Source organism: Pantoea sp. B_9, assembly GCF_008632015.1.
Classification (GTDB): Bacteria; Pseudomonadota; Gammaproteobacteria; order Enterobacterales; family Enterobacteriaceae; genus Pantoea; species Pantoea dispersa.
Map to the genome: position 1 here is coordinate 856,402 of NZ_VWVL01000001.1, position 25,083 is coordinate 881,484.

Here is a 25,083-nt window from a genome sequence, read left to right on the forward strand (position 1 = left end):
AGTTGATCCTTCTACCTGGGTTTGCGCGCAGTCACGTGGATATAGCGCCCTAAGCTCAAAAAGGGCTCCTGACGACAGTAGCGCCGTTCCATCTCAATAATTTCCTCAACGCTCTTCCCGGCGCCGGGCTGCGGCTTCATGTAGTCACTGAACACGCGGATACCGGCACGCTGCTCGGTGATAAATCCGCACTGCGTCAGCCAGCGCTGTACATCGTCAGGATCGCGGGGGAAATCCGGCGACAGCGTGCGTTTTTTGCGCTTGTTCATGTTGGCGCGCAGATAGCCGAAATTGCCGAGCGTCAGGGTGCGGAACGTCAGGCCGTGCGCGTTATAAAACATCAGCGACAGCACACCACCGGGTTTCAGCGTATGCCACAGCGCCTGCAGCACCGCCAGCGGATCCGCCACCCACTCAAGCACAGCGTGAAACAATACCAGATCCACCGGCTTATCCAAATGTTCGCCAACCTGCTGCGCGCTAATTTGTTTGAATTGCATGTTGTGGCTCACACCTGCGCTGTGCGCATGGGCGGCGGCCAGCTTGAGCATCTCGCCCGACAGGTCGCACAGCAGTACCTGATGCCCCTGCGCAGCAAGACCGCTGGAGATCTGACCGACGCCACCACCGGCATCCAGCACCGTCAGCGGGCCGGCGGGCAGCGTCGGCAGAATGGCGTTCAGCTCATCCCAGATGATCGCCTGACGCACCTGGCCTTTACGGGTGCCATAAATATTTTGCGAGAATTTATCCGCCAGATCGTCAAAGTTACGATCCTGCATGGTGATGGCTCCGCTTTGCTGCATTCAACTTGTGCTATTTTGTCACAGGCTCGACAAGAATGAACCTTTCATGCCGCAGTAACTGTCTGGCTGCTGTTTTTTCGGACAAAAGGAGACGTTTTCGATGTTTTTTGCCTTAAAAAAATGGATTGGCGCGATGCTACTGCCTTTGCCATTGCTGTTAACGCTTATGGCGGCAGGACTTTTACTGCTCTGGTTTAGCCGCTGGCAAAAAAGCGGCAAAATCCTTATCTCATTGAGCTGGCTGATGCTGTTACTGCTGAGCCTGCAACCGGTGGCCGATCGGCTGCTGGCCCCGCTGGAAAACCAGTATGCCACGTGGAATGGCAGCGAGCCGGTGGACTATATCGTGGTGCTGGGCGGGGGTTACACCTATAACCGGCAGTGGGCACCAAGCTCCAACCTGCTGAACAACAGCCTGCCGCGCGTGACCGAAGGCGTTCGCCAGTGGCGACGCTATCCTCAGGCCAAAATGATCTTCACCGGTGCCGCTGCGGGCTACAATCCGCGCAGCAACGCCAGCGTTGCTGCTGACGTGGCGCGCAGCCTTGGCGTGCCCGACGATGCCATTATCGTGCTGGATCAGCCGCATGACACCGGCGAAGAAGCGCTGGCGGTGAAGCAGACCATCGGGCAGCATCCGTTTCTGCTGGTGACGTCTGCCAACCATCTGCCACGCGCCATGCATTTTTTCCAGAGCGCCGGCCTTAATCCGCTACCGGCACCGGCTAACCAGCTGGCGATCACCTCACCGATCAGCGTCTGGGATCGCACGCTGCCCTCGCCGCTGTGGCTCAGCCATAGCCAGCGCGCGGTGTACGAAACGCTGGGGCTGATCTGGCAGCGGCTGCGCGGCAGTGGCGAACCTTCAGCCGAGCCAGGGGAGTAGCTGCGCGCGGGCATGGTCAAAGCGCGGGCGGTCAAACTGGCCGCTGCTGACCAGCGTGTCAACGCAATCCCACAGCTGATAGAGCCAGCGGCGCCAGACGAAACCGTCATCCACCGGCGCACGCTGTAAATAGTGCTGCAGCAGCGATGCTTCAGCACCGTTTTCCGCCAGGCGCATCAGCTCATACTCACGCGGGGCCCACAAAATGGTGCCCGGCTGGGTCATCGCCACCAGCTGATCGCTGTGCGGGTCTTTCAGCATACTGGCGAGACGCAGATTGCCGTGCATTAGCACGCACGGGTCGTCAAAGCCGGCAAACAGCTGCGCCAGTTGTTCGCGGCTGCGGAACAGAATCTGACGATCGGCGTGGGTAAATCCGGGGGGCGACAGATAGCCCAGCGTGGACCACAGCACCTCCACCCGCTGGCGATACCATGCCGGCCAGCGATTTTCCTGCACGCTGTCAACGCTGCCGACCAGGCCATGGCTGTCAATGCGGTGCCACGCCAGCAGCCCTTCGACAATCTGTTCACACAGCTGCTCCCAGCGCGCTGCCGTGCGCGCCGGCGCTTCGGCCGATACGCCATTTAAGCGCGCCAGCAGCAGCATTTCATGCGCCGGCGGTTGCTGACTCAAAACCAGGCCGTACACCGTGGGCAACGTAATCAGCCCTTCATGCGCCAGCATGGTGAGTTTTTTCGCTTCGAGCGCGGCGCGTCCCTGATGACGAAAATATTTGGCCACCAGCGGCATCGGCTTGCCGTGGTCATCATAGAGGGCGTAAAGCCGCGATTGTGCCTGTTCGCTGATGGTTTCCAGCCGGCTGACGCCTTCGCCCAGCACCAGCGCCAGTTCTGCACGGAGTTGTTCCATGGAAGAGTCCTCCGGAGTTAACTCATTGCACCATCCTGGAGGTCATGACGGCGCGAAACTTAGCGCCAGATCAAACTTTGCGGCCAGCCGGGTCGCTGGCCGCTGACGATTATGCCTGCATCGCTTCACGCACGCGCAGCAGATCGTCCGGCGTATCCACACCGACGCTCGGCACGGTGGCCGCTACCGCCACGTGGATCTTTTCGCCGTACCACAGCACGCGCAGCTGCTCCAGCAACTCGATCTGCTCCAGCGCACAGGGTTGCCATGCCACATAGCGACGGATGAAACCGGCGCGATAGGCATAGATACCGATGTGGCGCAGCAGCGTGTCGCCAATCTGCTCACGCGACTGCGCGTAACGTTCGCGATCCCACGGAATGGTCGCACGTGAAAAATAGAGTGCATAGCCGCTGGCATCGGTGACCACTTTTACCGCGTTGGGATTGAACGCCTCTTCTGCCTCGTGAATCGGTACCGCCAGTGTGGCCATGCCGGCATCCGCCTGGGCCAGATTGTCCGCGACCTGACGCACAATCTCCGCCGGAATCATCGGCTCGTCGCCCTGCACGTTCACGATGATGGTATCGTCAGCAAACTGATACTTTTCAATCACCTCGGCCAGGCGCTCGGTACCAGATTGGTGGTCGGCGCGCGTCATGCAGACTTCCCCGCCGGCAGCGGTCACTGCCGCCGCCACGTCAGGATGATCGGTGGCCACAATCACCCGCTCGGCGCCGGACTCGCGTGCACGCTCCATCACGTGCACCACCATCGGTTTACCGTGAATATCCAGCAGCGGTTTGCCCGGCAGGCGCGTGGAGGCGTAGCGTGCCGGAATAATCGCCACGAAACTCATGGATGAATCTCTTCAACGGACAGGGTGCGCGCTTCTACTTCCAGCAATACCGGAATACCGTCACGCACCGGGAACGCCAGGCCGTCGGGTTTGCAGATCAACTCCTGCTGCTCTTTGTTGTAATACAGTTTTCCGTTGCAGACCGGACAGGCCACAATCTCAAGTAAACGGTGATCCATACTTTTCTCCTTTCAGGACCGATACGTCAGAGGATTAGCATACCATAGCGCAATCAGGGACGACGCGCCGCCATCGGCTTATATGCTGACGTGCCAGTGCGTGGACCAGGCGGCCCGCAGCGCATCAGGCGCGTTTTCCAGCACCACTTCGCTGGCGCCCTGCCAGGCGGCGAAGCGGTTAATGGCTTTATGCACATCGGCGAGAAACTGCTGGCTCACGCGCACGCCGGGCTCCAGCCAGAAGGCCCGCAGAATCAGGCGCTGCGCCTGGCGATCCATTTTGGCATCGACGCGCCCTTTCAGTGCGCCGCGGTGCAGCAGCGGCAGGACAAAATAGCCGTATTTGCGTTTGTGCTCTGGCGTGTAGCACTCGATGCGGTAGTCAAAATTAAACAACTCAAGCGCGCGGCGGCGATCCCATACCACTGGATCAAACGGTGACAGCAGCGCGCTGTGCGTGGCGGCCTGTGGCTGCGCCAGCTGCGGCAGCAGCGTATGGTGCAGCCACATCTCGCCCAGTTGCTCAACCTCAACGCGCTGAATCACTCCCTGCTCAGCGGCCTGCGCCAGCCAGAGTGCGATAGGTGCGCGTTTCAGCCGGTAGTAATCCGCCAGCCAGCTGGCGCGGAAAATGCCGAGACTGCGCGCGCTGTGATCCAGCATCTGCATCACCGCCTCGTTCTCGCTCAGCGCATGCTGCTCGTCGCGCCAGTGCGGCATCACCCGGCTACGCAGATCGTAGACGCGCTGGAAGTTACGGCGCCCGACAACCATCAGCTCACCGGCGCTAAACAGGTTCTCCAGATGTCGCTTGTGCGGCTTCCACGCCCACCAGCCGGGTTTGGTGTGCTTGTCGCTGGCAAAATCAGCGGCGCGTACCGGACCGGTGGCGGCGATATGTTGCAGCAGATCGGCGATCTCCTGCTGATGCTGATCCACCCATTGCTGATTGTATTTCCAGCCCAGGCGCTGCGGAGCCAGCATGCGGTGACGCAGCAGCGGATAATCTTCAAAAGGGATAAAACAGGCTTCATGCGCCCAGTATTCAAACAGCGCGCCCGCCGCCAGCGTTTGCTCCAGCCACTCAGCAGGAAAAGCGCCCAGCCGGCTGAACAGCACCAGATACGGACTGCGCGCAACCACATTAATGGTATCGATTTGCAGCAACGACATCTGCCGCACGCAGGCGTGAATATCGGCAAAACGCGCCTGACGGCGCGGCGGACGTAGCAGGCCCTGGGCAGAGAGGTGCAGGTTGCGGGCGGTTTGCAGAGAGAGGGAATGCGTGCTGGTCATTACGTCGTCCCTTTAGATGGTTAGCGCGACCGGGCGTCGCGCGCAGCTGTACAGAGTTGCGTCAGATTGGCCAGTAATGCGGCCAGTGGCGCGCCCGCCAGATGCGCATCCACCGGCAGATACCACCAGTTAGTGCGGGCAAAATGGCGGCATTTGACCGCATCTTTTTCCGTCATCAGCAGGCACTGTGCATCCTGGGTCAGGCTGCGTAACTCTTCTTCGCTATAAGCGTGGTGATCGGCAAAGGCTATCTCTGCCACCGGCTGCACGCCCTGCTGCTGCAGCGTAGTGAAGAAACGCGGCGGATGACCGATGCCGGCCATCGCGACAATTGGCGGCAGCTGCGTCAGCGCAGCCTGTTCGCCAGTCAGCAAATTGACCGCCAGACCCGGCTGCAGCGTCATGGCGATCTCGCCAGCCTGCGCGCTGCCCCCATTGACCACCACGGCATCTACCTGCGCCAGTCGCGATGCGCGTTCACGCATCGGTCCGGCCGGTAACCACCAGCCGTTGCCAAAGCGACGCACGCCATCCACCACCACGATTTCGCGATCGCGCTCTAGCGCGTAGTGCTGCAGGCCATCATCCGTCACAATTACATCCAGCGGATGCGCCGCCAGCAGGGCCTCGATTGCCAGCCGGCGCTGCGGTGCTACTGCGACCGGCACCTGAGTGCGCTGGGCGATCAGCACCGGTTCATCACCAGCCTGTTCCGTCGCGCTATCCTGATTGACCAGCAGCGGATAGCGTTCCGCCTTACCGCCGTAACCGCGCGACACCACACCCGGACGCAGCCCCTGCTGTTGCAGCGCCTGCACCAGCCAAATCACCAGCGGTGTTTTACCGTTGCCGCCTGCGGTCAGGTTGCCAACGACAATGACCGGACAGGGCGCGCGCCAGCGGGTACGCCAGCCGCGCTGATAGCTCAGGCGAATCAGCCAGGTGATAGCGCCATACAGCAGACTCAGCGGCCACAACAGCAGCCACAGCGGCGAGCGTCCGCTCCAGATACGTTCAATCATTGACCAAACTGCAGTTTGTGCAGCTGCGCGTAAGCGCCTTTCTGCGCCAGCAGCACCTCATGGGTGCCGCGTTCCACGATTCGCCCATCCTCGACCACCACGATTTCGTCGGCCTTTTCAATGGTGGAGAGACGGTGCGCAATCACCAGCGACGTGCGGTTCTTCTGCAACTCGTCCAGCGCCGACTGGATGGCGCGTTCGGATTCGGTATCCAGCGCCGAAGTGGCTTCGTCGAGAATCAAAATCGGGCAGTCACGCAGCAGCGCACGGGCAATGGCGATACGCTGACGCTGGCCACCAGACAGCAGCACGCCGTTTTCGCCAATGACCGTATCGAGACCGTTATCCATCTTGTTGATGAAGTCCATGGCGTGCGCCATGGTCGCCGCCTGCTCGATTTGCTCGCGGGTGTATTCACCGTTGCGCGCATAAGCGATGTTATTGGCGATGGTGTCGTTGAACAGATGGACATTCTGCGAGACCAGCGCCACCTGATTACGCAGCGAGCGCAGGGTGTATTCCCGCAGGTCGTGGCCATCCAGCAGAATCTCGCCCTCGTTGATATCGTAAAAACGCGTCAGCAGGCTGGCCATGGTGGATTTACCCGAGCCGGAACGGCCCACCAGCGCCACGGTTTTACCCGCGGGCAGCGTGAGATTAATATCACGCAGCGCCGGAATGTCGCGGCCCGGATAGGTAAAGGTCACGTTGCGGAATTCAACATCCCCTTTCGCACGCGTAATTTCGCGCTTGCCGTTGTCGATCTCCTGCTCACTATCCAGAATGGTGAACAGAGTCTGACAGGCCGCCATGCCGCGCTGGAACTGGGCGTTGACGTTGGTCAGCGATTTCAGCGGACGCATCAGGGCGATCATCGACGAGAACACCACGGTAATGGTACCGGCAGTCAGGGTATCCATCACGCTCGGGAAGCTGGCCGCATACAGCACAAACGCCAGCGCCAGCGATGCGATCAGCTGGATCACCGGATCGGAAATCGAAGAGGCTGAGACCAGTTTCATGCCCTGCTGGCGCATTTTGTTGCTCACCTGCGAGAAACGCTCGGCTTCCACTTCCTGTCCGCCAAAAATCAGCACTTCTTTGTGCCCTTTCAGCATCTGCTCAGCACTGGTGGTTACCTGCCCCATGGTGTTCTGCATATTTTTACTGATGCTGCGGAAACGCTTGGATACGGTGCGGATGGCAAAAGAGACCAGCGGCGCCAGCAGGATCAAAATCAGTGACAGCTGCCAGCTGTAGTAAAACATCATGATGAACAGGCCAATGATCGATGCGCCTTCGCGTACCACCGTCACCAGCGCGCTGGAGGAGGAAGAGGCCACCTGTTCAGAATCGTAGGTAATCCGCGACAGCAGCGTACCGGTAGACTGCTGGTCAAAGAATGCAACCGGCATGCCCATCATGTGGCCGAACAGGCGACGGCGCATGTTCATCACCACATTGCCGGAGACCCATGAGATGCAGTAACTGGAGATATAACTGGTTACGCCGCGGATCAGCATCAGGCCGATGACTGCCAGCGGCATCCACAGCAGAACGGATTTGTCGGCTTTGCCAAAACCATCATCCAGTAAAGGTTTCAACAGGGAGAGCATTAGGGTGTCGCCTGCCGCATTGAGTATCAGCGCCACGGCGGACACAATCAGGCCAGCCTTGTGCGGTGCAATCATCGGCCAGAGTCGGCGAAATGTCTGCCACGTTGAGAGGTCTTTGTCTTGATGCATTATTTATTCACGCTGTTTGAAATAGCCGCTCATTCTACCTGGAATCGCGTTTGACGCCAAACCACTGATGATACCAGCGGGGGATTATTTGCTCTCTTAACCCCTTAATCTGCCAGCGACCCTGCCGTATCGCGATGTGAATCTGGCCTGATTGCGCAGTGTCATACCAGCGATAGCCCTGCTCACGGTAACGCTGGACCACGGCGACGGCGGGCATACGCCAGGCGTTATAGCGCGCCAGCGAAGCCAGCGCCGCCTGTCCGGCAACACTCCGTAACAGTAAAGAGCCGGAGGAGCTCCGGCTGCCATGATGGGGCACCTGGATAACCGTAGACTGTAAGCCGCCCTTTTCCAGGGCGACCAGCTTGCGCTCCGCCTCCAGCTCGATGTCCCCGGTCAGTAACAGGCTGAACTGACCATCGTCCACGCGCACCACGCATGAGTCGTTATTTTGCCCGGCGGTCTGCACGCGCGGCGGCCATAGCGCGTGAAAGTGCAAACGCCCCCACTGCCACTGCTGGCCGCGATAGCATGGCAGATGCCCGGGCTCGCCGAGTGCGCTGCGAACCCGCAGACCAGGCTGCGCCTGTTGCAGCGCGGCTAATCCACCACGGTGATCGAGATGCCTGTGGCTCAGGATCACCCCTTGCAGTTGGCGCCCGGTGTAGTGCAGCCAGGGTAACAAAACCCGCCCGCCTGCATTGTCCTCTGCCCAGCCGGGTCCGCTGTCATACAGCATCACCTCATTTCCCTGGCTGATCGCCACCGCCAGACCATGTCCGACATCGATCATGTCAATCTGCCAGTCGTCCTGCTGGGCATTGCTGCGCCAGAGCCACAGCAAGAGCAACAGCGCGCAGCAGGGCATCAGCGCCTTCGCGAGCAAGCCGCTGCGCCACAGCGCCAGCCCGGCCCAGAGCAGCAGCACCGCCGGCAGCGTATCGCTCCAGCGCCACCAGCCGGCGGGCAGCCACGCCACCCCCTGCATCACCAGGCTGACCGACAGGTCGGCCAGCTGCCATAGCGGAATGGCGATTGCAGGCAGCGGCAACAGCATCGCCAGCAGAATCAACGGCACGGTAATCAGCGACACCACCGGCACTGCCAGCAGGTTGGCCACTAGCGCGCTCAGGCTGAGCCCGTGGAACAGAAAGATCTGCAGCGGCGCCATCAGAATCATCATGCCCAATTGCAGGTGCAGCAGTCGCAGCATGAGCCAGCGACGCGGCTGGCGGAAACGTGGCGGCAGAGGAAACCACTGAAACCACAGTATCAGCATCGCCACGGCCAGCGCCGACAGCCAGAAGCTCTCTGACAGCACCGTCAGCGGATCAAGCCATAACAAACTCCCCACGCAGAGCGTCCACGCCTGCCAGTTGCTCAGCTGCCAGCCAGCTATACGCGTCGCCAGCCACAGCGTTAACGCCAGCATCGCGCGCTGTGCCGGAGGATGACTGCCTGAGATCCAGCAATAGGCTGCCGCTGTTAACCCGCTGATCAGCAGCGGCATCAGATAGCCGATTTGCCTGGCAGGTAACACTAACTGGATGACGCGCGCCAGTAGCCAGCCTACGCTGGCCGCCAGCGCGATATGCATGCCTGAGATGGCCATCAGGTGCGCGGTACCGGTTTCGCGCAGCAAGGCTCGCTGGGCCGGGGTCATCGCGTCACGCACGCCAAAGGCCAGTGCCTGTATTATTGCGGGCTGCGTTAACCCGGTGAAACGCGCCTGGTGATGATCGATAAAACGCGTCCGCCAGCTGCAGCGCAGAGACTCAGCCTGCTGGCTGACAATACGCCCCTGCAACGCGCTGTGGTTAGCAATGGCAAAACGCTGCAGATCAAATTCGCCCTCGTTGAGCCGGGCGTGCACCGCGCGTAGCCGCAGCTGCATCTGCCAGCGCTGTCCGGCACACCAGGCGACCTCATCGCTGACATTACGCAGCGTGACAAACAACGGTGGAAAGACGTAGCGGTCACCTGTCCGGATTATCTGCGCCGTGAGCTGGTTCTTCGCGGGATTCACTGCAGTTATCTGAAGCGTGGCCGCCACCGGTGCCACGGTCAGTTGCTCGAGGGTATCGACCGTCTGACGCGCCTCGATCAGTGCCCAGCTCAACAGCAGCAAGCCCAGTCCGGCGTAGCGCAAAAGCATTACTGATGTACATGCCAGCAACAGTGCGCTTATTAACAGCAGCACAATGGTGCTGTAAGCGGGGGTGTGCGGCAGCATACCCAGCGGCAGCGCCGCGAGGAGCATCATTCTGGCTACCACTGTTATTGTCACGCGCACGCCCTCTTCTGTCATTGCCGCGGATTGTGCGCGCTGGCAGAGGCAAAAGCATGCGGCTAAATGTCGATTTCAGAGAGGGATTACGCGCAATTTATGGTGGTTGCAGGGGATCAACAGCAACATGGAAGCAGGATCGCAAACCTGAATGCGAGGCAAAAAAAAACGACACCTGCAGGTGTCGTTTTTATCGTTCGGTAACGGCTTAGCCGTAGATATTTGCACGGTCACGCAATTCTTTGCCTGGCTTGAAGTGGGGAACGTATTTACCTTCCAGTTCCACTTTGTCACCCGTTTTCGGGTTACGACCAGTGCGCGGTGCGCGGTAGTGCAAAGAAAAGCTGCCGAATCCCCGGATTTCAATGCGCTCACCCTGGGCCAGCGTAGTGGCCATGTGCTCGAGCATCTCTTTGACCGCATCCTCAACGACTTTCGCCGGGATATGAGTATGCTGGCCAGCAAGTCTTTCAATCAGTTCTGACTTGGTCATGTAACCTCCGGTTAATCCCTGTTTGGAAAGGTATGACAGCTTTTACCGAAACCGGACGATTTTCACCGTCCGGTGCTTCGGGTCGATTACTCGCCTTTAGCCGCTTTGAACGCTTCAGCCATTGCGTTAGAGAAGTTGCCATCTTCCTGTTTGGTGTTAACAGTGTTGATAGCTTCTTTCTCGTCAGCCTGGTCTTTAGCACGAACAGACAGGCTCACAACGCGGTTCTTACGGTCAACGCCGGTGAATTTCGCTTCAACGTCGTCGCCTACGCTCAGAACCTGAGTGGCGTCTTCGATGCGGTCCAGAGAAGCTTCAGAAGCGCGCAGGTAACCTTCTACGCCGTCAGCTAATTCTACTGTAGCACCTTTAGCGTCAACTGCAGTGACTTTACCCGTCACGATTGCGCCTTTCTTGTTCAGGGTGATGTAGTTGTTGAATGGATCTTCAGCCAGCTGCTTCACGCCCAGAGAAATACGCTCACGCTCTGCGTCAACCTGCAGTACAACGGCAGCGATTTCGTCGCCTTTCTTGTACTCACGAACGGCTTCTTCGCCAGTCGCGTTCCAGGAGATGTCAGACAGGTGAACCAGACCGTCGATGCCACCGTCCAGGCCGATGAAGATACCGAAGTCAGTGATTGACTTGATTTTACCTTCAACGCGATCGCCTTTGTTGTGGGTCTCTGCGAACTGCTGCCATGGGTTAGATTTGCACTGCTTCAGACCCAGGGAGATACGACGACGCTCTTCGTCGATGTCCAGAACCATGACTTCAACCACATCACCTACGTTGACAACTTTAGATGGGTGGATGTTTTTGTTGGTCCAGTCCATTTCAGACACGTGTACCAAGCCTTCAACGCCTTCTTCGATTTCAACGAAGCAGCCGTAGTCAGTCAGGTTGGTCACGCGACCGGTCAGTTTGGTACCTTCCGGATAACGCTTAGCGATAGCAACCCATGGATCTTCGCCCAGCTGTTTCAGGCCCAGAGATACACGAGTACGCTCGCGGTCGAACTTCAGCACTTTAACAGTGATTTCGTCGCCCACGTTGACGATTTCGCTTGGATGCTTAACGCGCTTCCACGCCATATCGGTGATGTGCAGCAGACCGTCAACGCCACCCAGGTCAACGAATGCGCCGTAGTCAGTGAGGTTCTTAACGATACCTTTGACTTCCATGCCTTCCTGCAGGTTTTCCAGCAGCTGATCGCGCTCAGCGCTGTTTTCAGATTCGATAACCGCGCGGCGAGAAACCACGACGTTGTTACGCTTCTGATCAAGCTTGATTACTTTGAATTCAAGCTCTTTGCCTTCCAGGTGCAGAGTGTCGCGGACCGGACGAACGTCAACCAGTGAACCTGGCAGGAACGCACGAATACCGTTCAGCTCAACTGTGAAGCCACCTTTAACTTTGCCGTTGATAACACCGGTAACAGTTTCAGCGTCTTCGTAAGCTTTTTCCAGCGTGATCCAAGCTTCGTGACGTTTAGCTTTCTCACGGGACAGCAGGGTTTCACCGAAGCCGTCTTCTACTGCATCCAGAGCAACGTCAACTTCGTCGCCCACCTGGATTTCCAGTTCGCCAGCTGCGTTCTTGAACTGTTCTGCAGGGATAGCAGATTCAGATTTCAGACCCGCATCAACCAGCACGACGTCTTTGTCGATAGCAACAACGACGCCACGAACGATGGAACCCGGACGGGTTTCGATTTCTTTCAGGGACTCTTCAAAGAGTTGAGCAAAAGATTCAGTCATATTGATAATCTTAGGATTCTTCAATTTAACGTCCACCTGACGTCATTGTCGGATGGGGTTGTTTCACATGCCCTGCACCGCTTCCCTGGCACAGGGTTACTACAATTCGGTCGCCGAAAAGATTAAATGCCCAGCTTCTGGCGGGCATAATCTAGTGCCTTTTCAATCACTTGCTCAATGGTCATGCTGGTTGAATCCAGCACCAGAGCATCAGCGGCTGGCACTAAAGGCGCGATGGCGCGGTTACGATCGCGGTCGTCGCGTTCCTTTATCTCGGATAAAAGGCGATCAAAGTTAACACTAAAGCCCTTTTCCTGCAACTGTAGCATACGGCGATGCGCACGCTCTTCGGAGCTGGCATCGAGGAAAATTTTAACGGGCGCGTCCGGGAAAACCACGGTGCCCATATCACGTCCATCGGCGATTAAACCCGGCTCCTCGCGGAAAGCACGCTGTCGGCGCAGCAAGGCTTCACGCACACGCGGAAATGCCGCCACGCGCGACGCCGTATTGCTCACTTCCTGGGTGCGGATTTCGCCGGTGACATCCTCACCTTCCAGCACTACCTGCATTTCACCGTCTACCGACAGAAAGCGCACGTCAAGGTGCGCTGCCATTGGCACCAGCGCTTCTTCCGACTCGATATCCACCTGATGATGCAGCGCGGCCAGAGCCAGTACGCGATAAATAGCCCCTGAATCCAGCAGGTGCCACTGCAACGACTCCGCCATCGCTTTACATAAAGTCCCTTTACCCGCGCCGCTTGGGCCATCAATGGTAATTACCGGGGCGATTGCCGTCATTGTTCTCTCCTGTTGCTGCGTGCTGATGATCAGCCTTCTTGGCTGTCTGGATTGCGCGGCATTATACGCTGCCCGCGTCCGCTTGGTTACCCTTTAGCGTAGACAGCGCCAGAAATTTCGACAGTTTCAGAACAATTTCCCGCCAGTGAGGCCAGCAGAGGGTTCAGAAGCCCGGCACGGCGGTGCCGGGCGGGCGGATTAGGATGCGTGGCTGATTTTTGCCAACTGCTGGAAGTAATCCGGGAAGGTTTTTGCCGTACAGCCGGGATCGAGAATGGTTACCGTTGTGTCGGACAGCGCAACCAGCGAGAAACACATCGCCATACGGTGATCGTTGTACGTGCCGATATCGGCGTGCTGTAACTGCGCAGGCGGTGTGACGCGAATAAAATCGAGCCCCTCTTCCACTTCCGCACCAACTTTACGCAACTCGGTCGCCATGGCCGCCAGGCGATCGGTCTCCTTTACGCGCCAGTTATAGATGTTGCGCATCAGCGTGGTGCCTTCGGCAAATAGCGCGGTGGTAGCGATTGTCATTGCCGCATCCGGAATATGGTTCATGTCCATATCAATGGCGTTCAGCGCACCGCGCGTGCAGGCAATATAATCGTCGCCCCACTCAATCACTGCTCCCATCTTCTCCAGCACATCGGCAAAACGGATGTCGCCCTGCACACTGTTGCGGCCAATGCCGGTAACCCGCACCGTACCGCCGCGAATTGCCGCAGCGGCAAGGAAATAGGACGCTGACGACGCATCGCCTTCCACCAGATAATCACCCGGCGACTGATACTGCTGCTGACCTTTCACCACAAAGCGCTGGTAGTGCTGATTCTCAACGTCCACGCCAAAGCAACGCATCAGGTGCAGAGTGATATCAATGTAGGGTTTGGAAACCAGCTCGCCTTTAATAGTGATCGTGGTGTCGTTTTGTGCCAGCGGCGCGGTCATCAGCAGCGCCGTCAGGAACTGGCTGGAAACGCTGCCATCGACACTGACTTCGCCGCCGGTAAATCCGCCGTTCAAACGCAGCGGCGGATAGTCGGTTTGTTCGAGGTAATCAATGCGCGCCCCGCCCTGCCGTAACGCATCGACCAGATGGCCGATCGGACGCTCTTTCATGCGCGGTTCGCCGGTCAGTACTACCGACTGCTCACCGAGGCACAGTGCGGCCGCCAGCGGACGCATCGCGGTTCCGGCATTGCCCAGGAACAATTCCAGCGGCTGTTCGGCACGCAGCGGTCCACCATTGCCGACCACTTCACACACGGTGCGATCGGCTGACAGGGTATAGCTGACACCCAGCGCCTGCAGCGCATTAAGCATGTGTTTAACATCATCGCTGTCGAGCAGGTTGGTCAGGCGCGTGGTGCCGTTCGCCAGTGCAGCCAGTAACAGGGCGCGGTTTGATACGCTTTTTGAGCCCGGTAAGTTTACCGTGCCGTCAACGCGGGCAATCGGCTGTAAAGTCAGGGAGTCCTGCATGTGAAACCAAATCTCCAGAAATACGAGACCCTGTCCAGTGACAGGGTCTGATGCCAGCCGGGCAGGCTGGCACTAAAGTAGATAATTAACCGTGACGACGTTCGAAGTCGACCATGAATTCGGTCAGCGCTTTAACGCCTTCCAGCGGCATCGCATTGTAGATCGAGGCACGCATACCGCCAACCACACGGTGCCCCTTCAGCGCATGCAGGCCCGCCTTCAGTGATTCTTCAAGAAACACCTTATCCAGCGCAGCATCGGCCAGCTGGAAAGGCACATTCATCCGGGAACGGTTTTCACTGGCGACGTCGTTACGGTAGAAGCTGCTGCTATCAATCACGCCGTACAGCAGATCGGCTTTCGCCTGATTAACCTTGTCCATCTCCGCTACACCGCCCTTCTCTTTCAGCCATTTGAACACCAGGCCGGAGAGATACCAGGCAAACGTCGGCGGCGTGTTAAACATCGAATCGTTTTCGGCCAGCACTTTGTAGTCGAGAATGGAGGGCACCCAGCGCTGCGCTTTGCCCAGCAGGTCATCACGCACTACCACCAGCGTCAGGCCAGCGGGACCGATGTTCTTCTGCGCGCCGGCATAAATCACGCCGTAGCGGCTGATGTCGAGCGGGCGGGACAGGATGGTCGAAGAGAGATCGGCCACCACCACTTTATCGCCGAAGTCTGGCTCTTCATCGATGGCAATACCATCAATGGTTTCATTCGGACAGAAGTGCACATAAGCCGCATCATCGCTGAGCTGCCATTCACGCATCGGTAACAGTGCGCGTTTACCCTCACGGGTGGTTTTGATGTCAATGGCGTTCGGCGAGCAGAATTTTTCTGCTTCTTTAATAGCACTGTGCGCCCAGTAGCCGCCGTCGATGTAATCCGCGCGGCTGGCATCGCCCAGTAGATTGCCCGGGATTGCCGCGAACTGCGCACGCGCGCCGCCATGGCAGAATAATACTTTGTAGTTGGCCGGGATTTTCAGCAGATCGCGAAAATCCTGCTCCGCCGCTTCCGCGACTTCAATAAACTCTTTGCTGCGGTGACTGATTTCCATCACCGAGGTGCCTAAGCCATGCCAGTTTGTCAGTTCTTGTTCTGCACGACGAAGCACTTCCACCGGCAGCATTGCCGGTCCGGAGCTAAAATTATAAACCTGCGCCATTTCCCCTCACCATTGTCATATCGAACGGTTATGAATACCCCATCGGTTTTATCATTGCCTCCGGATGGCTGCAATCATTTATCCGGCAGCGATCACATTTCCAGAGCCCGCTCCACCGCAGCTTATGTCACAAATGTAATAAGCCACGGAATTTTGTGAGGCAGTGCGGTGAAGTAAAATCAGACAGCTGCCAGAGCGCGAAAAAGCCGTAACAATGCGTTGAGAAATTTGGCGGAGCAATAGCGAAGCAGGCGCAAAACCCGTATTATTGCGCGCTTTACGCCCAACCATCGACTTGAGAGAGCGCCACCATGACGCAAACGTTTATTCCAGGTAAAGACGCCGCACTGGAAGACTCCATCGCACGCTTCCAGCAGAAACTGCAGGATCTGGGTTTCAACATTGAAGAAGCTTCCTGGCTGAACCCGGTGCCGCACGTCTGGTCAGTGCACATTCGCGACCGCGACTGCCCGCTCTGTTTTACTAACGGTAAAGGCGCCAGTAAAAAAGCGGCGCTGGCCTCAGCGCTGGGCGAATATTTTGAGCGCCTCTCAACCAACTACTTCTTTGCCGATTTCTGGCTGGGCGAAACCATCGCTAACGGCGACTTCGTGCACTACCCGAACGAGAAATGGTTCCCGCTGACCGACGATGACCGCCTGCCGGAAGGCATTCTGGATGCACGCCTGCGTAAGTTTTACGATCCGGAACAGAGCCTGAGCGCGTCCGACCTGGTGGATCTGCAGTCTGGTAATGCCGATCGCGGTATCTGCGGCCTGCCATTTACCCGCCAGTCCGATCAGCAAACCGTTTATATTCCGATGAACATCATCGGCAACCTGTATGTGTCTAACGGCATGTCCGCTGGCAACACCGCCAATGAAGCGCGCGTACAGGGCTTATCCGAAGTGTTTGAGCGCCATATTAAAAACCGCATTATCGCGGAATCCATCAGCCTGCCGGAAATTCCTGAAGCGGTGATGCAGCGCTATCCTGGCGTGGTGGAGGCTATCAATCGTCTTGAAGCAGAAGGTTTCCCGATTTTCTCCTACGACGCTTCGCTGGGCGGCAATTATCCGGTGATCTGTGTGGTGCTGTTCAACCCGGCTAACGGCACCTGTTTTGCCTCGTTTGGCGCCCATCCGGACTTTGGTGTCGCGCTGGAACGTACCGTCACCGAACTGCTGCAGGGCCGCGGCCTGAAAGATCTCGACGTGTTTACCCCGCCCACCTTCGATGATGAAGAAGTGGCTGAACACGCTAACCTTGAAACCCACTTCATTGATTCCAGCGGTCTGATCTCCTGGGATATGTTCAAAGACGATGCCGACTATCCCTTTGTCGACTGGAGCTTCGCCGGCACCACCCATGAAGAGTTCGATACGCTGATGGCGATCTTCCGTGCGGAAGATAAAGAAGTGTATATCGCCGACTACGAACATCTGGGCGTTTACGCCTGCCGCATTATCGTACCGGGCATGTCTGATATTTACCCAGCCGAAGACCTGCTGCTGGCGAATAACAACATGGGTGCATCACTGCGTGAAACGCTGTTGTCCCTGCCGGCAACCCAGTGGCAACCCGAGGAGTATCTGGCTCTGATCGAACAGCTGGATGAAGAAGGTCATGATGACTTCACCCGCGTGCGTGAACTGCTGGGGCTGGCGACCGGCAAAGACAACGGCTGGTTCACGCTGCGTATTGGCGAGCTGAAAGCGATGCTGGCGCTGGCCGGTGGCGATCTGGATCAGGCGCTGATCTGGACGGAATGGACCATGGAGTTCAACCAGTCGATCTTCAGCCCTGAGCGTGCCAATTACTACCGCTGCCTGCAGACTCTGCTGCTGCTGGCGATGGAAGAAGATCGCGATCCGCTGCAGTATCATCGCGCGTTTGTGCGCATGTATGGCGAAGCCGCCGTCGACGCCGCTTCGGCTGCCATCAGCGGTGAGGCACCGTTCTACGGTCTGCAGGTGGTTGACCGCGATCTGCACGCGTTCCCGGCGCATCAGGCACTGCTGGCCGCGTATGAAAAATTACAGGCGGCAAAACGTCGTTACTGGTCTGCGAAATAAATCGGCGCATTTTGTCTGTGTCGAATTAGACTGAAAATTAACGGGCACTGGCAGTATCCAGTGCCTTTTTTTATGCCGATGAAAATTCATCGGGCGCAGAAAATAATAAATAACAATTCACTATCATTGATAAACAGCATTTAACAAAATAGCTCTTAAGCCAGCCGCGCCTTCAACTTATTTTGCATAAATTAAAAATTATTTATTTATTAACTTTCAATGCCTTAATTGATTTTTTGCTCGTTTTGCCGCTTTGCTTAACCCTGCCGTTTCGGCAAATATGATCCACATCAACTCCTGACCTATACTCCTTTGTTAGTATCTTTACAGACAATTTCTGGAGAGCGTTAGTGTGAAAGCTGACAACCCTTTTAATTCATTATTACCGGCGGCGATGGCAAAAGTCGCAGAAGATGCCGGTGTCTATAAAGCGACGAAACATCCCTTAACCACCTTCTTTCTGGCTATCACTGCTGGCGTCTTTATTTCCATTGCCTTTGTGTTTTATATCACCGCCACCACCGGCAGCGGCACTATGCCGTACGGCATGGCCAAATTGATCGGTGGCATCTGCTTCTCACTGGGTTTGATGCTGGTTGTGGTCTGCGGCGCTGATTTGTTTACTTCAACGGTGCTGATCGTGGTGGCAAAAGCCAGCGGACGCATTACCTGGCTGCAACTGGGTCGTCACTGGCTCAATGTCTACGTTGGCAACCTGTGCGGCGCGCTGTTTTTTGTGGCGCTGATTTGGCTGGCCGGTGAGCATATGGTTGCTAATGGCGCATGGGGATTGAATGTCTTACAGACCGCCGACCACAAAATGCATCATACGTTTATCGAAGCGGTAAGCCTCGGTACACTGGCTAACCTGATGGTGTGTCTGGCGGTGTGGATGAGCTACTCCGGCCGTAGCCTGCTCGACAAAATGGTAGCGATGATTTTACCGGTTGCGATGTTTGTAGCCAGCGGCTTTGAGCACAGCATCGCCAATATGTTCCTGATCCCGATGGCCATTATGATTCGCGATTTTGCCAGCCCGGAATTCTGGCAGATGACCGGTGCCAGCGCGGCGCAATTTCCTGCACTGGGCATTGGCGATTTTATTGTTAATAACCTGATTCCCGTGACCATCGGCAACATCATTGGCGGCGGTCTGTTAGTCGGGTTGACCTATTGGGTTATCTATCTGCGCGACGGTGAGTCCGCGCACTGAGTCATTAAGTACGGGCGTGCTGAGCAGCGCGCCATACGTTACAGTCTCCCTAAATAAGGCAGGTATATCATGTCCGAACTGAATGAAAAAATGGCGTCAGCCTGGGAAGGATTTAGCGCCGGTGAATGGCAGAACAGCGTCAACGTCCGTGACTTCATCCAAAAAAACTACACGCCGTATGAAGGTGACGAAGCATTCCTCGCCGGCGCGACGCCAGCCACCACCAAACTGTGGGACAGCGTGCTGGAAGGCATCAAAATTGAAAACCGTACTCATGCACCGGTTGATTTCGACACTGATTTAGCGTCAACCATCACCTCACACGATGCGGGCTATATTAACAAATCGCTGGAAACCATCGTTGGTCTGCAGACTGAAGCCCCGCTGAAACGCGCCATTATCCCGTTTGGCGGCATCAAAATGGTGGAAGGCTCCTGTAAAGTTTACGGCCGCGAGTTGGATCCGGCGCTGAAGAAAGTTTTCACCGATTACCGCAAAACTCACAACCAGGGCGTGTTTGACGTTTACACCCCAGATATCCTGCGCTGCCGTAAATCCGGCGTGCTGACCGGTCTGCCAGATGCGTATGGCCGCGGTCGTATTATCGGTGACTACCGTCGCGTCGCGCTGTACGGCATCGACTTTCTGATGAAAGACAAAGTGGCTCAGTTCAACTCACTGCAGAGTGACATGGAAAATGGCGTTGATCTCGAAGCCACCATTCGCCTGCGTGAAGAGATTTCTGAACAGCACCGCGCACTGGGCCAGATCAAAGAGATGGCCGCCAAATATGGCTTTGATATCTCCCTGCCAGCCACCACCGCGCAGGAAGCAGTACAGTGGACCTACTTCGGTTACCTCGCAGCAGTGAAATCACAGAATGGTGCCGCGATGTCGTTTGGTCGCGTGTCCACCTTCCTCGACGTTTACATCGAGCGCGATATCAAAGCCGGTAAACTGAGCGAAGAGCAGGCGCAGGAACTGATTGACCATCTGGTGATGAAACTGCGTATGGTGCGCTTCCTGCGTACGCCGGAATACGATGAGCTGTTCTCTGGCGACCCAATCTGGGCCACTGAATCACTGGCTGGTATGGGCGTTGACGGTCGTACGCTGGTGACGAAAAGCACCTTCCGCTTCCTGAACACGCTGTACACCATGGGTCCATCACCGGAACCAAACATGACCATCCTGTGGTCTGAGAAACTGCCGGTTAACTTCAAAAAATATGCGGCAAAAGTCTCCATCGACACCTCATCGCTGCAGTATGAGAACGATGACCTGATGCGTCCGGACTTTGACAATGATGACTACGCCATCGCCTGCTGCGTGAGCCCGATGATTGTCGGTAAACAAATGCAGTTCTTCGGCGCACGAGCCAACCTGGCTAAAACACTGCTGTACGCAATCAACGGCGGTGTGGATGAGAAGCTGAAAATGCAGGTCGGCCCGAAAGAAGCGCCAATCACTGATGATGTGCTGGATTATGACACGGTGATGGCGCGTCTGGACCACTTCATGGACTGGCTGGCAAAACAGTACGTCACGTCACTCAACATTATCCACTACATGCATGATAAGTACAGTTATGAAGCCGCGCTGATGGCACTGCACGACCGTGACGTTTACCGTACCATGGCGTGTGGTATCGCAGGCCTGTCTGTCGCCGCGGACTCACTTTCAGCGATTAAATATGCCAAAGTGAAACCCGTACGTGACGCCGATGGTCTGGCAGTGGACTTCGAAATTGAAGGTGAATATCCGCAGTTCGGTAACAACGACCCGCGCGTGGATGATCTGGCCTGTGACCTGGTTGAACGTTTCATGAAGAAAATTCAGAAACTGCAGACCTACCGTAATGCGGTGCCAACGCAGTCGGTACTGACCATCACCTCCAACGTGGTATACGGTAAGAAAACCGGTAACACCCCGGATGGTCGCCGCTCCGGTGCGCCATTTGGACCAGGTGCCAACCCAATGCATGGCCGTGACCAGAAAGGTGCTGTCGCTTCACTGACTTCCGTGGCCAAACTGCCATTTGCCTACGCCAAAGACGGTATCTCTTATACCTTCTCTATCGTACCGAATGCGCTGGGCAAAGATGATAACGTGCGTAAAACCAACCTTGCTGGCCTGATGGATGGTTACTTCCATCACGAAGCCAGTATCGAGGGCGGCCAGCACCTGAACGTTAACGTCATGAACCGTGAAATGCTGCTGGATGCCATGGAGCACCCTGAGAAATATCCACAGCTGACCATCCGCGTTTCCGGTTATGCCGTACGTTTCAACTCGCTGACGAAAGAGCAGCAGCAGGATGTGATTACCCGTACCTTTACTCAGTCGCTGTAATCCTCCTCACTGTAATCGAAAGGCTCCTGCGGGAGCCTTTTCTCCAGAAGCCAGTTTCGCCAGTCTGCTTTTGCAGGCAGTCTGGCAAAACCGACTTACATCCTCAGAGCACAACACAGATTGTGCCGCCTGCGCGCCAGGCTGAACCGGAGAATACATCGCAATGTCAACCATCGGTCGTATCCACTCGTTTGAATCCTGCGGCACCGTTGACGGTCCCGGCATCCGTTTTATCACCTTCTTCCAGGGCTGCCTGATGCGCTGCCTGTACTGCCACAACCGCGATACCTGGGACACTCACGGCGGTAAGGAAATTACCGTCGATGAGCTGATGAGGGATGTGCTGTCGTATCGCCACTTTATGAATGCGTCTGGTGGCGGCGTGACGGCCTCCGGCGGTGAAGCCATTCTGCAGGCTGAATTTGTGCGCGACTGGTTTCGCGCCTGCCAGGCCGAGGGCATCCATACCTGCCTCGACACCAACGGCTTTGTGCGCCGTTACGATCCGGTTATCGATGAACTGCTCGATGCGACCGATCTGGTGATGCTCGACCTCAAGCAAATCAATGATGATATCCATGAAATTCTGGTCGGCGTGTCAAACCACCGCACGCTGGATTTCGCCCGCTATCTGCAAAAGCGCGGTAAAAGGACCTGGATTCGCTATGTGGTAGTGCCGGGTTATTCGGACGATGACGATTCGGTGCATCGCCTCGGTGAATTTACTAAAGACATGAGTAACATTGAGAAGATTGAGCTGCTGCCTTATCACGAACTCGGCAAGCATAAATGGATTGCGATGGGTGAAGAGTACAAGCTGGAAGGCGTGAAGCCGCCAACGAAAGAGACCATGGAGCGGGTGAAGAATATTCTTACCGGTTACGGCCATAACGTCATGTATTAAGACGGTTGGACTGTAGCTAAAGCCTCGCCGGCAAGAAACAGAGGCGTTACCGCCGGGACATTTGCGACAGGTTGCGAATGTCCCGTTTAAGCACTGCCATCAGGCATGCGCCACCGGTGTTGCATGCTGATCGGCTTTACGCAACAGCATCACCAGATAGACCAGCGCCACCACCGCAATCATCACAAACAGCAGGCGATCGGAATAGTTCTGCATCAGCATCGCGGTCATCCCCGGCCCGACCAGACTGCCAACGGTATAACTGAACAGCAGCGCCTGATTCATCGCCACCAGTTCATGATGCGCCACCGTTTCACACGCCCAGGACATGGCCACCGGATAAAGCGTAAAGCCAGCCAGCCCCAGCACAAACAGTGCCGGTGCCATTGCCGTTCCGCTCAGCATAGCAATCGCACCCAGAATCACCACGAATACCTGCACGCGCAGCACCATCAGGCGACCAAAGCGGTCGGCAAGACGCCCTACCGGCCACTGACCGACAATCCCGGCACTGACCAGCAGCGCCATCCAGTAGCCTACGGTGGCATCGCTCATGCCCTGATGCGAAAGATAAAGCGGCATCAGACCGTAGAGCGAACCGAGCACGATACCGGAGATAATGCAGCCGTTGATACCCAACCGCGAGCTGCGGCGGCGCAGCATACTCCAGATACGCCCGGTTGAAGCTTCTTCAGTAGCCGCACCGGCGTTGACCTGCACAAACACCACGGGCAGTACGGCACAGACGATCAGCGCGCTCACCCAGGGAATGACGTGCAGCAGCTCTGTCGAGACACGGCTCACCAGCAGCTGACCGGCAACGGTGCCGAGGTAGTAGATGATCATGTAAGCAGCCAGCAGCTGACCGCGATTGCGCACGGTACCGCTGCACAATAGTGCACTCTCAACTACCACCCAAATCAGTGCACAGCCTACGCCCGCGGTGAAGCGCAGCAGCGTCCAGCTGTAAAAGCCGTCCAGCAGCACCATGCCCATGGTTGCCAGCGCAAACAGTACGCTGGCAAGGTAAAAGCAGCGGTTAAAGCCATAGCGATTAATCAACCAGCCCGCCAGCAAGGTGCCCAGTAAGTTACCGGTGTAATAAGCAGAACTCGCCATGCCCACCTGCCAGGTCGGCAGTTGATCGTGGGTGAGCCACAGCGGCACCAGCGTATTAAGCACAGCAATAGACACCGTCATCAGCATTAAGCCGCAAAGCAGCAGCAGGACGGGGCGCGACCAGGTTGACATAGGGAATAAAACCAAAAGAAATGAACAGATTTGCGCGCAGTTTGCCATTGGCGATGGCAAAGTCAATGTGCAAAAAAACAGCGCCGCACATTTTGCTGCTGAACAATTTATTATTTTTATCTTCAGCGGGTTACAGGACTTGAGAAAGGTCTTATGTCTGAATCTATCTACATGAATTTATACATTTTTGATGGTTTGACGCGCAGCGATGACGATAACGTTTATTTCTGATTAATTCCGGTTAAAAAATAATGGCTGAGGCGCTTAAGAAATAAAAAACCCGGCCTGAGCCGGGTTTGTGCATGAGTGCCAGTTAGCCGATATATTCCAGCCCACCCATATACGGGCGCAGCACGTCCGGCACTGTAATGCGACCATCCGCCTGCTGATAGTTTTCCAGCACGGCTACCAGCGTACGCCCCACCGCCAGGCCTGAACCATTCAGCGTATGCACCAGACGCGGTTTTTTGTCCGTTTTGCTGCGGCAGCGAGCCTGCATGCGGCGCGCCTGGAAATCCCACATATTCGAGCAGGAGGAGATTTCACGGTAGGTGTCCTGCGCCGGCAGCCAGACTTCCAGATCATAGGTTTTGGCAGAGCCAAAGCCCATGTCACCGGTGCACAGCAGCACTTTACGGTACGGCAGGTTCAGCAGCTGCAGCACTTTCTCCGCATGACCGACCAGCTCTTCCAGCGCGTCCATGGAGGTTTCCGGTGCGACGATCTGCACCATCTCCACTTTGTCGAACTGGTGCATACGGATCAAACCGCGCGTGTCGCGTCCGTAAGAACCGGCTTCGGAACGGAAGCAAGGCGTGTGGGCAGTGAGTTTGATCGGCAGAGATTCCTCTTCAACGATCTCATCGCGCACCAGGTTTGTCAGCGGCACTTCGGCGGTCGGGATCAGCGCATAGTTACTGCTGCCTGCTTCTTCGCCCAGCGGTTTGGTATGGAACAGATCCTCACCAAATTTTGGTAACTGACCGGTACCGTACAGCGTCTCGTGGTTCACCAGATATGGCACGTAAGTTTCCAGATAACCGTGCTGCTGGCTGTGCAGATCGATCATGAACTGGCTCAGCGCGCGATGCAGACGGGCAATCTGGCCCTGCATCACGATAAAGCGCGAACCGGTCAGTTTCACCGCCGAGGCGAAATCCAGCCCTTTGACCGCTTCACCCAGCTCAACATGGTCTTTCACCGGGAAATCAAACTGGCGCGGCTGGCCCCAGCGGCTCACTTCCTGGTTTTCGCTGTCATCTTTACCCAGCGGCACTTCGTCGGCCGGCAGGTTCGGCAGCGCAAGCGCAAAGCCACGAATTTCGTTCTGCAGGGTATCCAGCTCTGCTTTCGCCGCATCCAGGCGTTCGCCCAGCGCGTTCACTTCCTGACGCAGCGGCTCGATATCTTCCCCACGTGCTTTGGCCTGACCGATGGATTTGGAGCGGGAGTTACGCTCAGCCTGCAGGTTTTCAGTTTCTACCTGCAACACCTTACGACGCTCTTCGAGGGAGCGCAGCGTATCCACATCCAGTTTAAATCCCCGGCGTGCCAGTTTTTCTGCGACTGCGTCTGGCTCATTACGCAGCAGATTGGGATCGAGCATGCTTATCCTGTGTAATA

At 56.7% G+C, this 25,083-nt stretch carries 20 protein-coding genes; 5 read left to right on the forward strand and 15 right to left on the reverse strand.

The genetic code is table 11. The features are described from left to right. Positions 1-11 precede the first annotated feature (11 nt). Positions 12-782, reverse strand: coding sequence for a tRNA uridine 5-oxyacetic acid(34) methyltransferase CmoM (gene cmoM, locus F3I21_RS04120; protein ID WP_058769552.1), 771 nt, complete (start codon positions 780-782; stop codon positions 12-14). Between the two features lie 124 nt (positions 783-906). Here cmoM and elyC point away from each other — a divergent pair, with 124 nt between their 5' ends. Beyond that, a complete protein-coding gene (gene elyC / locus F3I21_RS04125; RefSeq protein WP_021508338.1) occupies positions 907-1,692 on the forward strand; it encodes an envelope biogenesis factor ElyC in 786 nt (261 codons plus the stop codon). On the opposite strand, the gene F3I21_RS04130 is transcribed toward elyC, so the two are convergent. The 12 genes from F3I21_RS04130 to serC form a co-directional block, all read right to left on the reverse strand. Continuing rightward, the gene (locus F3I21_RS04130; protein ID WP_021508339.1) at positions 1,672-2,565 is read right to left on the reverse strand and encodes a YcbJ family phosphotransferase; all 894 of its coding nucleotides are present in this window, start codon (positions 2,563-2,565) and stop codon (positions 1,672-1,674) included. The genes elyC and F3I21_RS04130 overlap by 21 nt on opposite strands. Positions 2,566-2,674: 109 nt before the next feature. Then, positions 2,675-3,424: a 3-deoxy-manno-octulosonate cytidylyltransferase gene (gene kdsB, locus F3I21_RS04135; RefSeq protein WP_058757760.1), complete on the reverse strand. Its 750-nt coding sequence runs from the start codon at positions 3,422-3,424 to the stop codon at positions 2,675-2,677. Further along, complete coding sequence (locus tag F3I21_RS04140) at positions 3,421-3,603, reverse strand: Trm112 family protein (protein WP_010618270.1); 183 nt, start codon at positions 3,601-3,603, stop codon at positions 3,421-3,423. Before F3I21_RS04140 ends, kdsB begins: the two co-directional genes overlap by 4 nt. Before the next feature lie 78 nt (positions 3,604-3,681). Continuing rightward, entirely contained in the window at positions 3,682-4,899 is a 1,218-nt protein-coding gene (locus F3I21_RS04145; protein WP_150058385.1) for a winged helix-turn-helix domain-containing protein, read from the reverse strand. Positions 4,900-4,919: 20 nt separating this feature from the next. Further along, positions 4,920-5,921 (reverse strand): tetraacyldisaccharide 4'-kinase, encoded by a 1,002-nt coding sequence (gene lpxK, locus F3I21_RS04150; protein ID WP_150058386.1) that lies wholly within the window; start codon positions 5,919-5,921, stop codon positions 4,920-4,922. Then, the gene (gene msbA / locus F3I21_RS04155) at positions 5,918-7,666 is read right to left on the reverse strand and encodes a lipid A ABC transporter ATP-binding protein/permease MsbA (protein ID WP_021508343.1); all 1,749 of its coding nucleotides are present in this window, start codon (positions 7,664-7,666) and stop codon (positions 5,918-5,920) included. Before msbA ends, lpxK begins: the two co-directional genes overlap by 4 nt. Before the next feature lie 34 nt (positions 7,667-7,700). Further along, positions 7,701-9,929 carry a DNA internalization-related competence protein ComEC/Rec2 gene (locus F3I21_RS04160; protein WP_223815627.1) on the reverse strand — a complete coding sequence of 743 codons (2,229 nt, stop codon included), beginning with the start codon at positions 9,927-9,929 and terminating at the stop codon, positions 7,701-7,703. A gap of 232 nt (positions 9,930-10,161) precedes the next feature. Then, entirely contained in the window at positions 10,162-10,446 is a 285-nt protein-coding gene (ihfB, locus tag F3I21_RS04165; protein ID WP_010618275.1) for an integration host factor subunit beta, read from the reverse strand. An 86-nt stretch (positions 10,447-10,532) separates the two neighbouring features. Beyond that, complete coding sequence (rpsA, locus tag F3I21_RS04170; RefSeq protein ID WP_021508345.1) at positions 10,533-12,206, reverse strand: 30S ribosomal protein S1; 1,674 nt, start codon at positions 12,204-12,206, stop codon at positions 10,533-10,535. A gap of 122 nt (positions 12,207-12,328) precedes the next feature. Then, a complete protein-coding gene (gene cmk / locus F3I21_RS04175; RefSeq protein WP_021508346.1) occupies positions 12,329-13,009 on the reverse strand; it encodes a (d)CMP kinase in 681 nt (226 codons plus the stop codon). Between the two features lie 198 nt (positions 13,010-13,207). Further along, complete coding sequence (gene aroA, locus F3I21_RS04180) at positions 13,208-14,494, reverse strand: 3-phosphoshikimate 1-carboxyvinyltransferase (protein WP_150058388.1); 1,287 nt, start codon at positions 14,492-14,494, stop codon at positions 13,208-13,210. A gap of 85 nt (positions 14,495-14,579) precedes the next feature. Beyond that, positions 14,580-15,665, reverse strand: a complete 1,086-nt coding sequence (gene serC, locus F3I21_RS04185; protein ID WP_021508348.1) for a 3-phosphoserine/phosphohydroxythreonine transaminase — start codon at positions 15,663-15,665, stop codon at positions 14,580-14,582. Positions 15,666-15,976: 311 nt separating this feature from the next. Here serC and ycaO point away from each other — a divergent pair, with 311 nt between their 5' ends. From ycaO to pflA, 4 genes are all read left to right on the forward strand, one after another. After that, the gene (ycaO, locus tag F3I21_RS04190) at positions 15,977-17,740 is read left to right on the forward strand and encodes a 30S ribosomal protein S12 methylthiotransferase accessory factor YcaO (RefSeq protein WP_150058389.1); all 1,764 of its coding nucleotides are present in this window, start codon (positions 15,977-15,979) and stop codon (positions 17,738-17,740) included. A 352-nt stretch (positions 17,741-18,092) separates the two neighbouring features. Next, positions 18,093-18,953 carry a formate transporter FocA gene (gene focA / locus F3I21_RS04195; RefSeq protein ID WP_021508350.1) on the forward strand — a complete coding sequence of 287 codons (861 nt, stop codon included), beginning with the start codon at positions 18,093-18,095 and terminating at the stop codon, positions 18,951-18,953. A gap of 69 nt (positions 18,954-19,022) precedes the next feature. After that, positions 19,023-21,305, forward strand: coding sequence for a formate C-acetyltransferase (gene pflB / locus F3I21_RS04200; protein WP_058769544.1), 2,283 nt, complete (start codon positions 19,023-19,025; stop codon positions 21,303-21,305). A gap of 163 nt (positions 21,306-21,468) precedes the next feature. Beyond that, positions 21,469-22,209: a pyruvate formate lyase 1-activating protein gene (gene pflA, locus F3I21_RS04205; RefSeq protein WP_058769543.1), complete on the forward strand. Its 741-nt coding sequence runs from the start codon at positions 21,469-21,471 to the stop codon at positions 22,207-22,209. 99 nt (positions 22,210-22,308) lie between these two features. Here pflA and F3I21_RS04210 read toward each other — a convergent pair whose 3' ends face one another. Further along, positions 22,309-23,460 carry an MFS transporter gene (locus F3I21_RS04210; protein WP_058769542.1) on the reverse strand — a complete coding sequence of 384 codons (1,152 nt, stop codon included), beginning with the start codon at positions 23,458-23,460 and terminating at the stop codon, positions 22,309-22,311. A 313-nt stretch (positions 23,461-23,773) separates the two neighbouring features. Then, positions 23,774-25,066: a serine--tRNA ligase gene (gene serS / locus F3I21_RS04215; RefSeq protein WP_150058390.1), complete on the reverse strand. Its 1,293-nt coding sequence runs from the start codon at positions 25,064-25,066 to the stop codon at positions 23,774-23,776. Positions 25,067-25,083 lie beyond the last annotated feature (17 nt).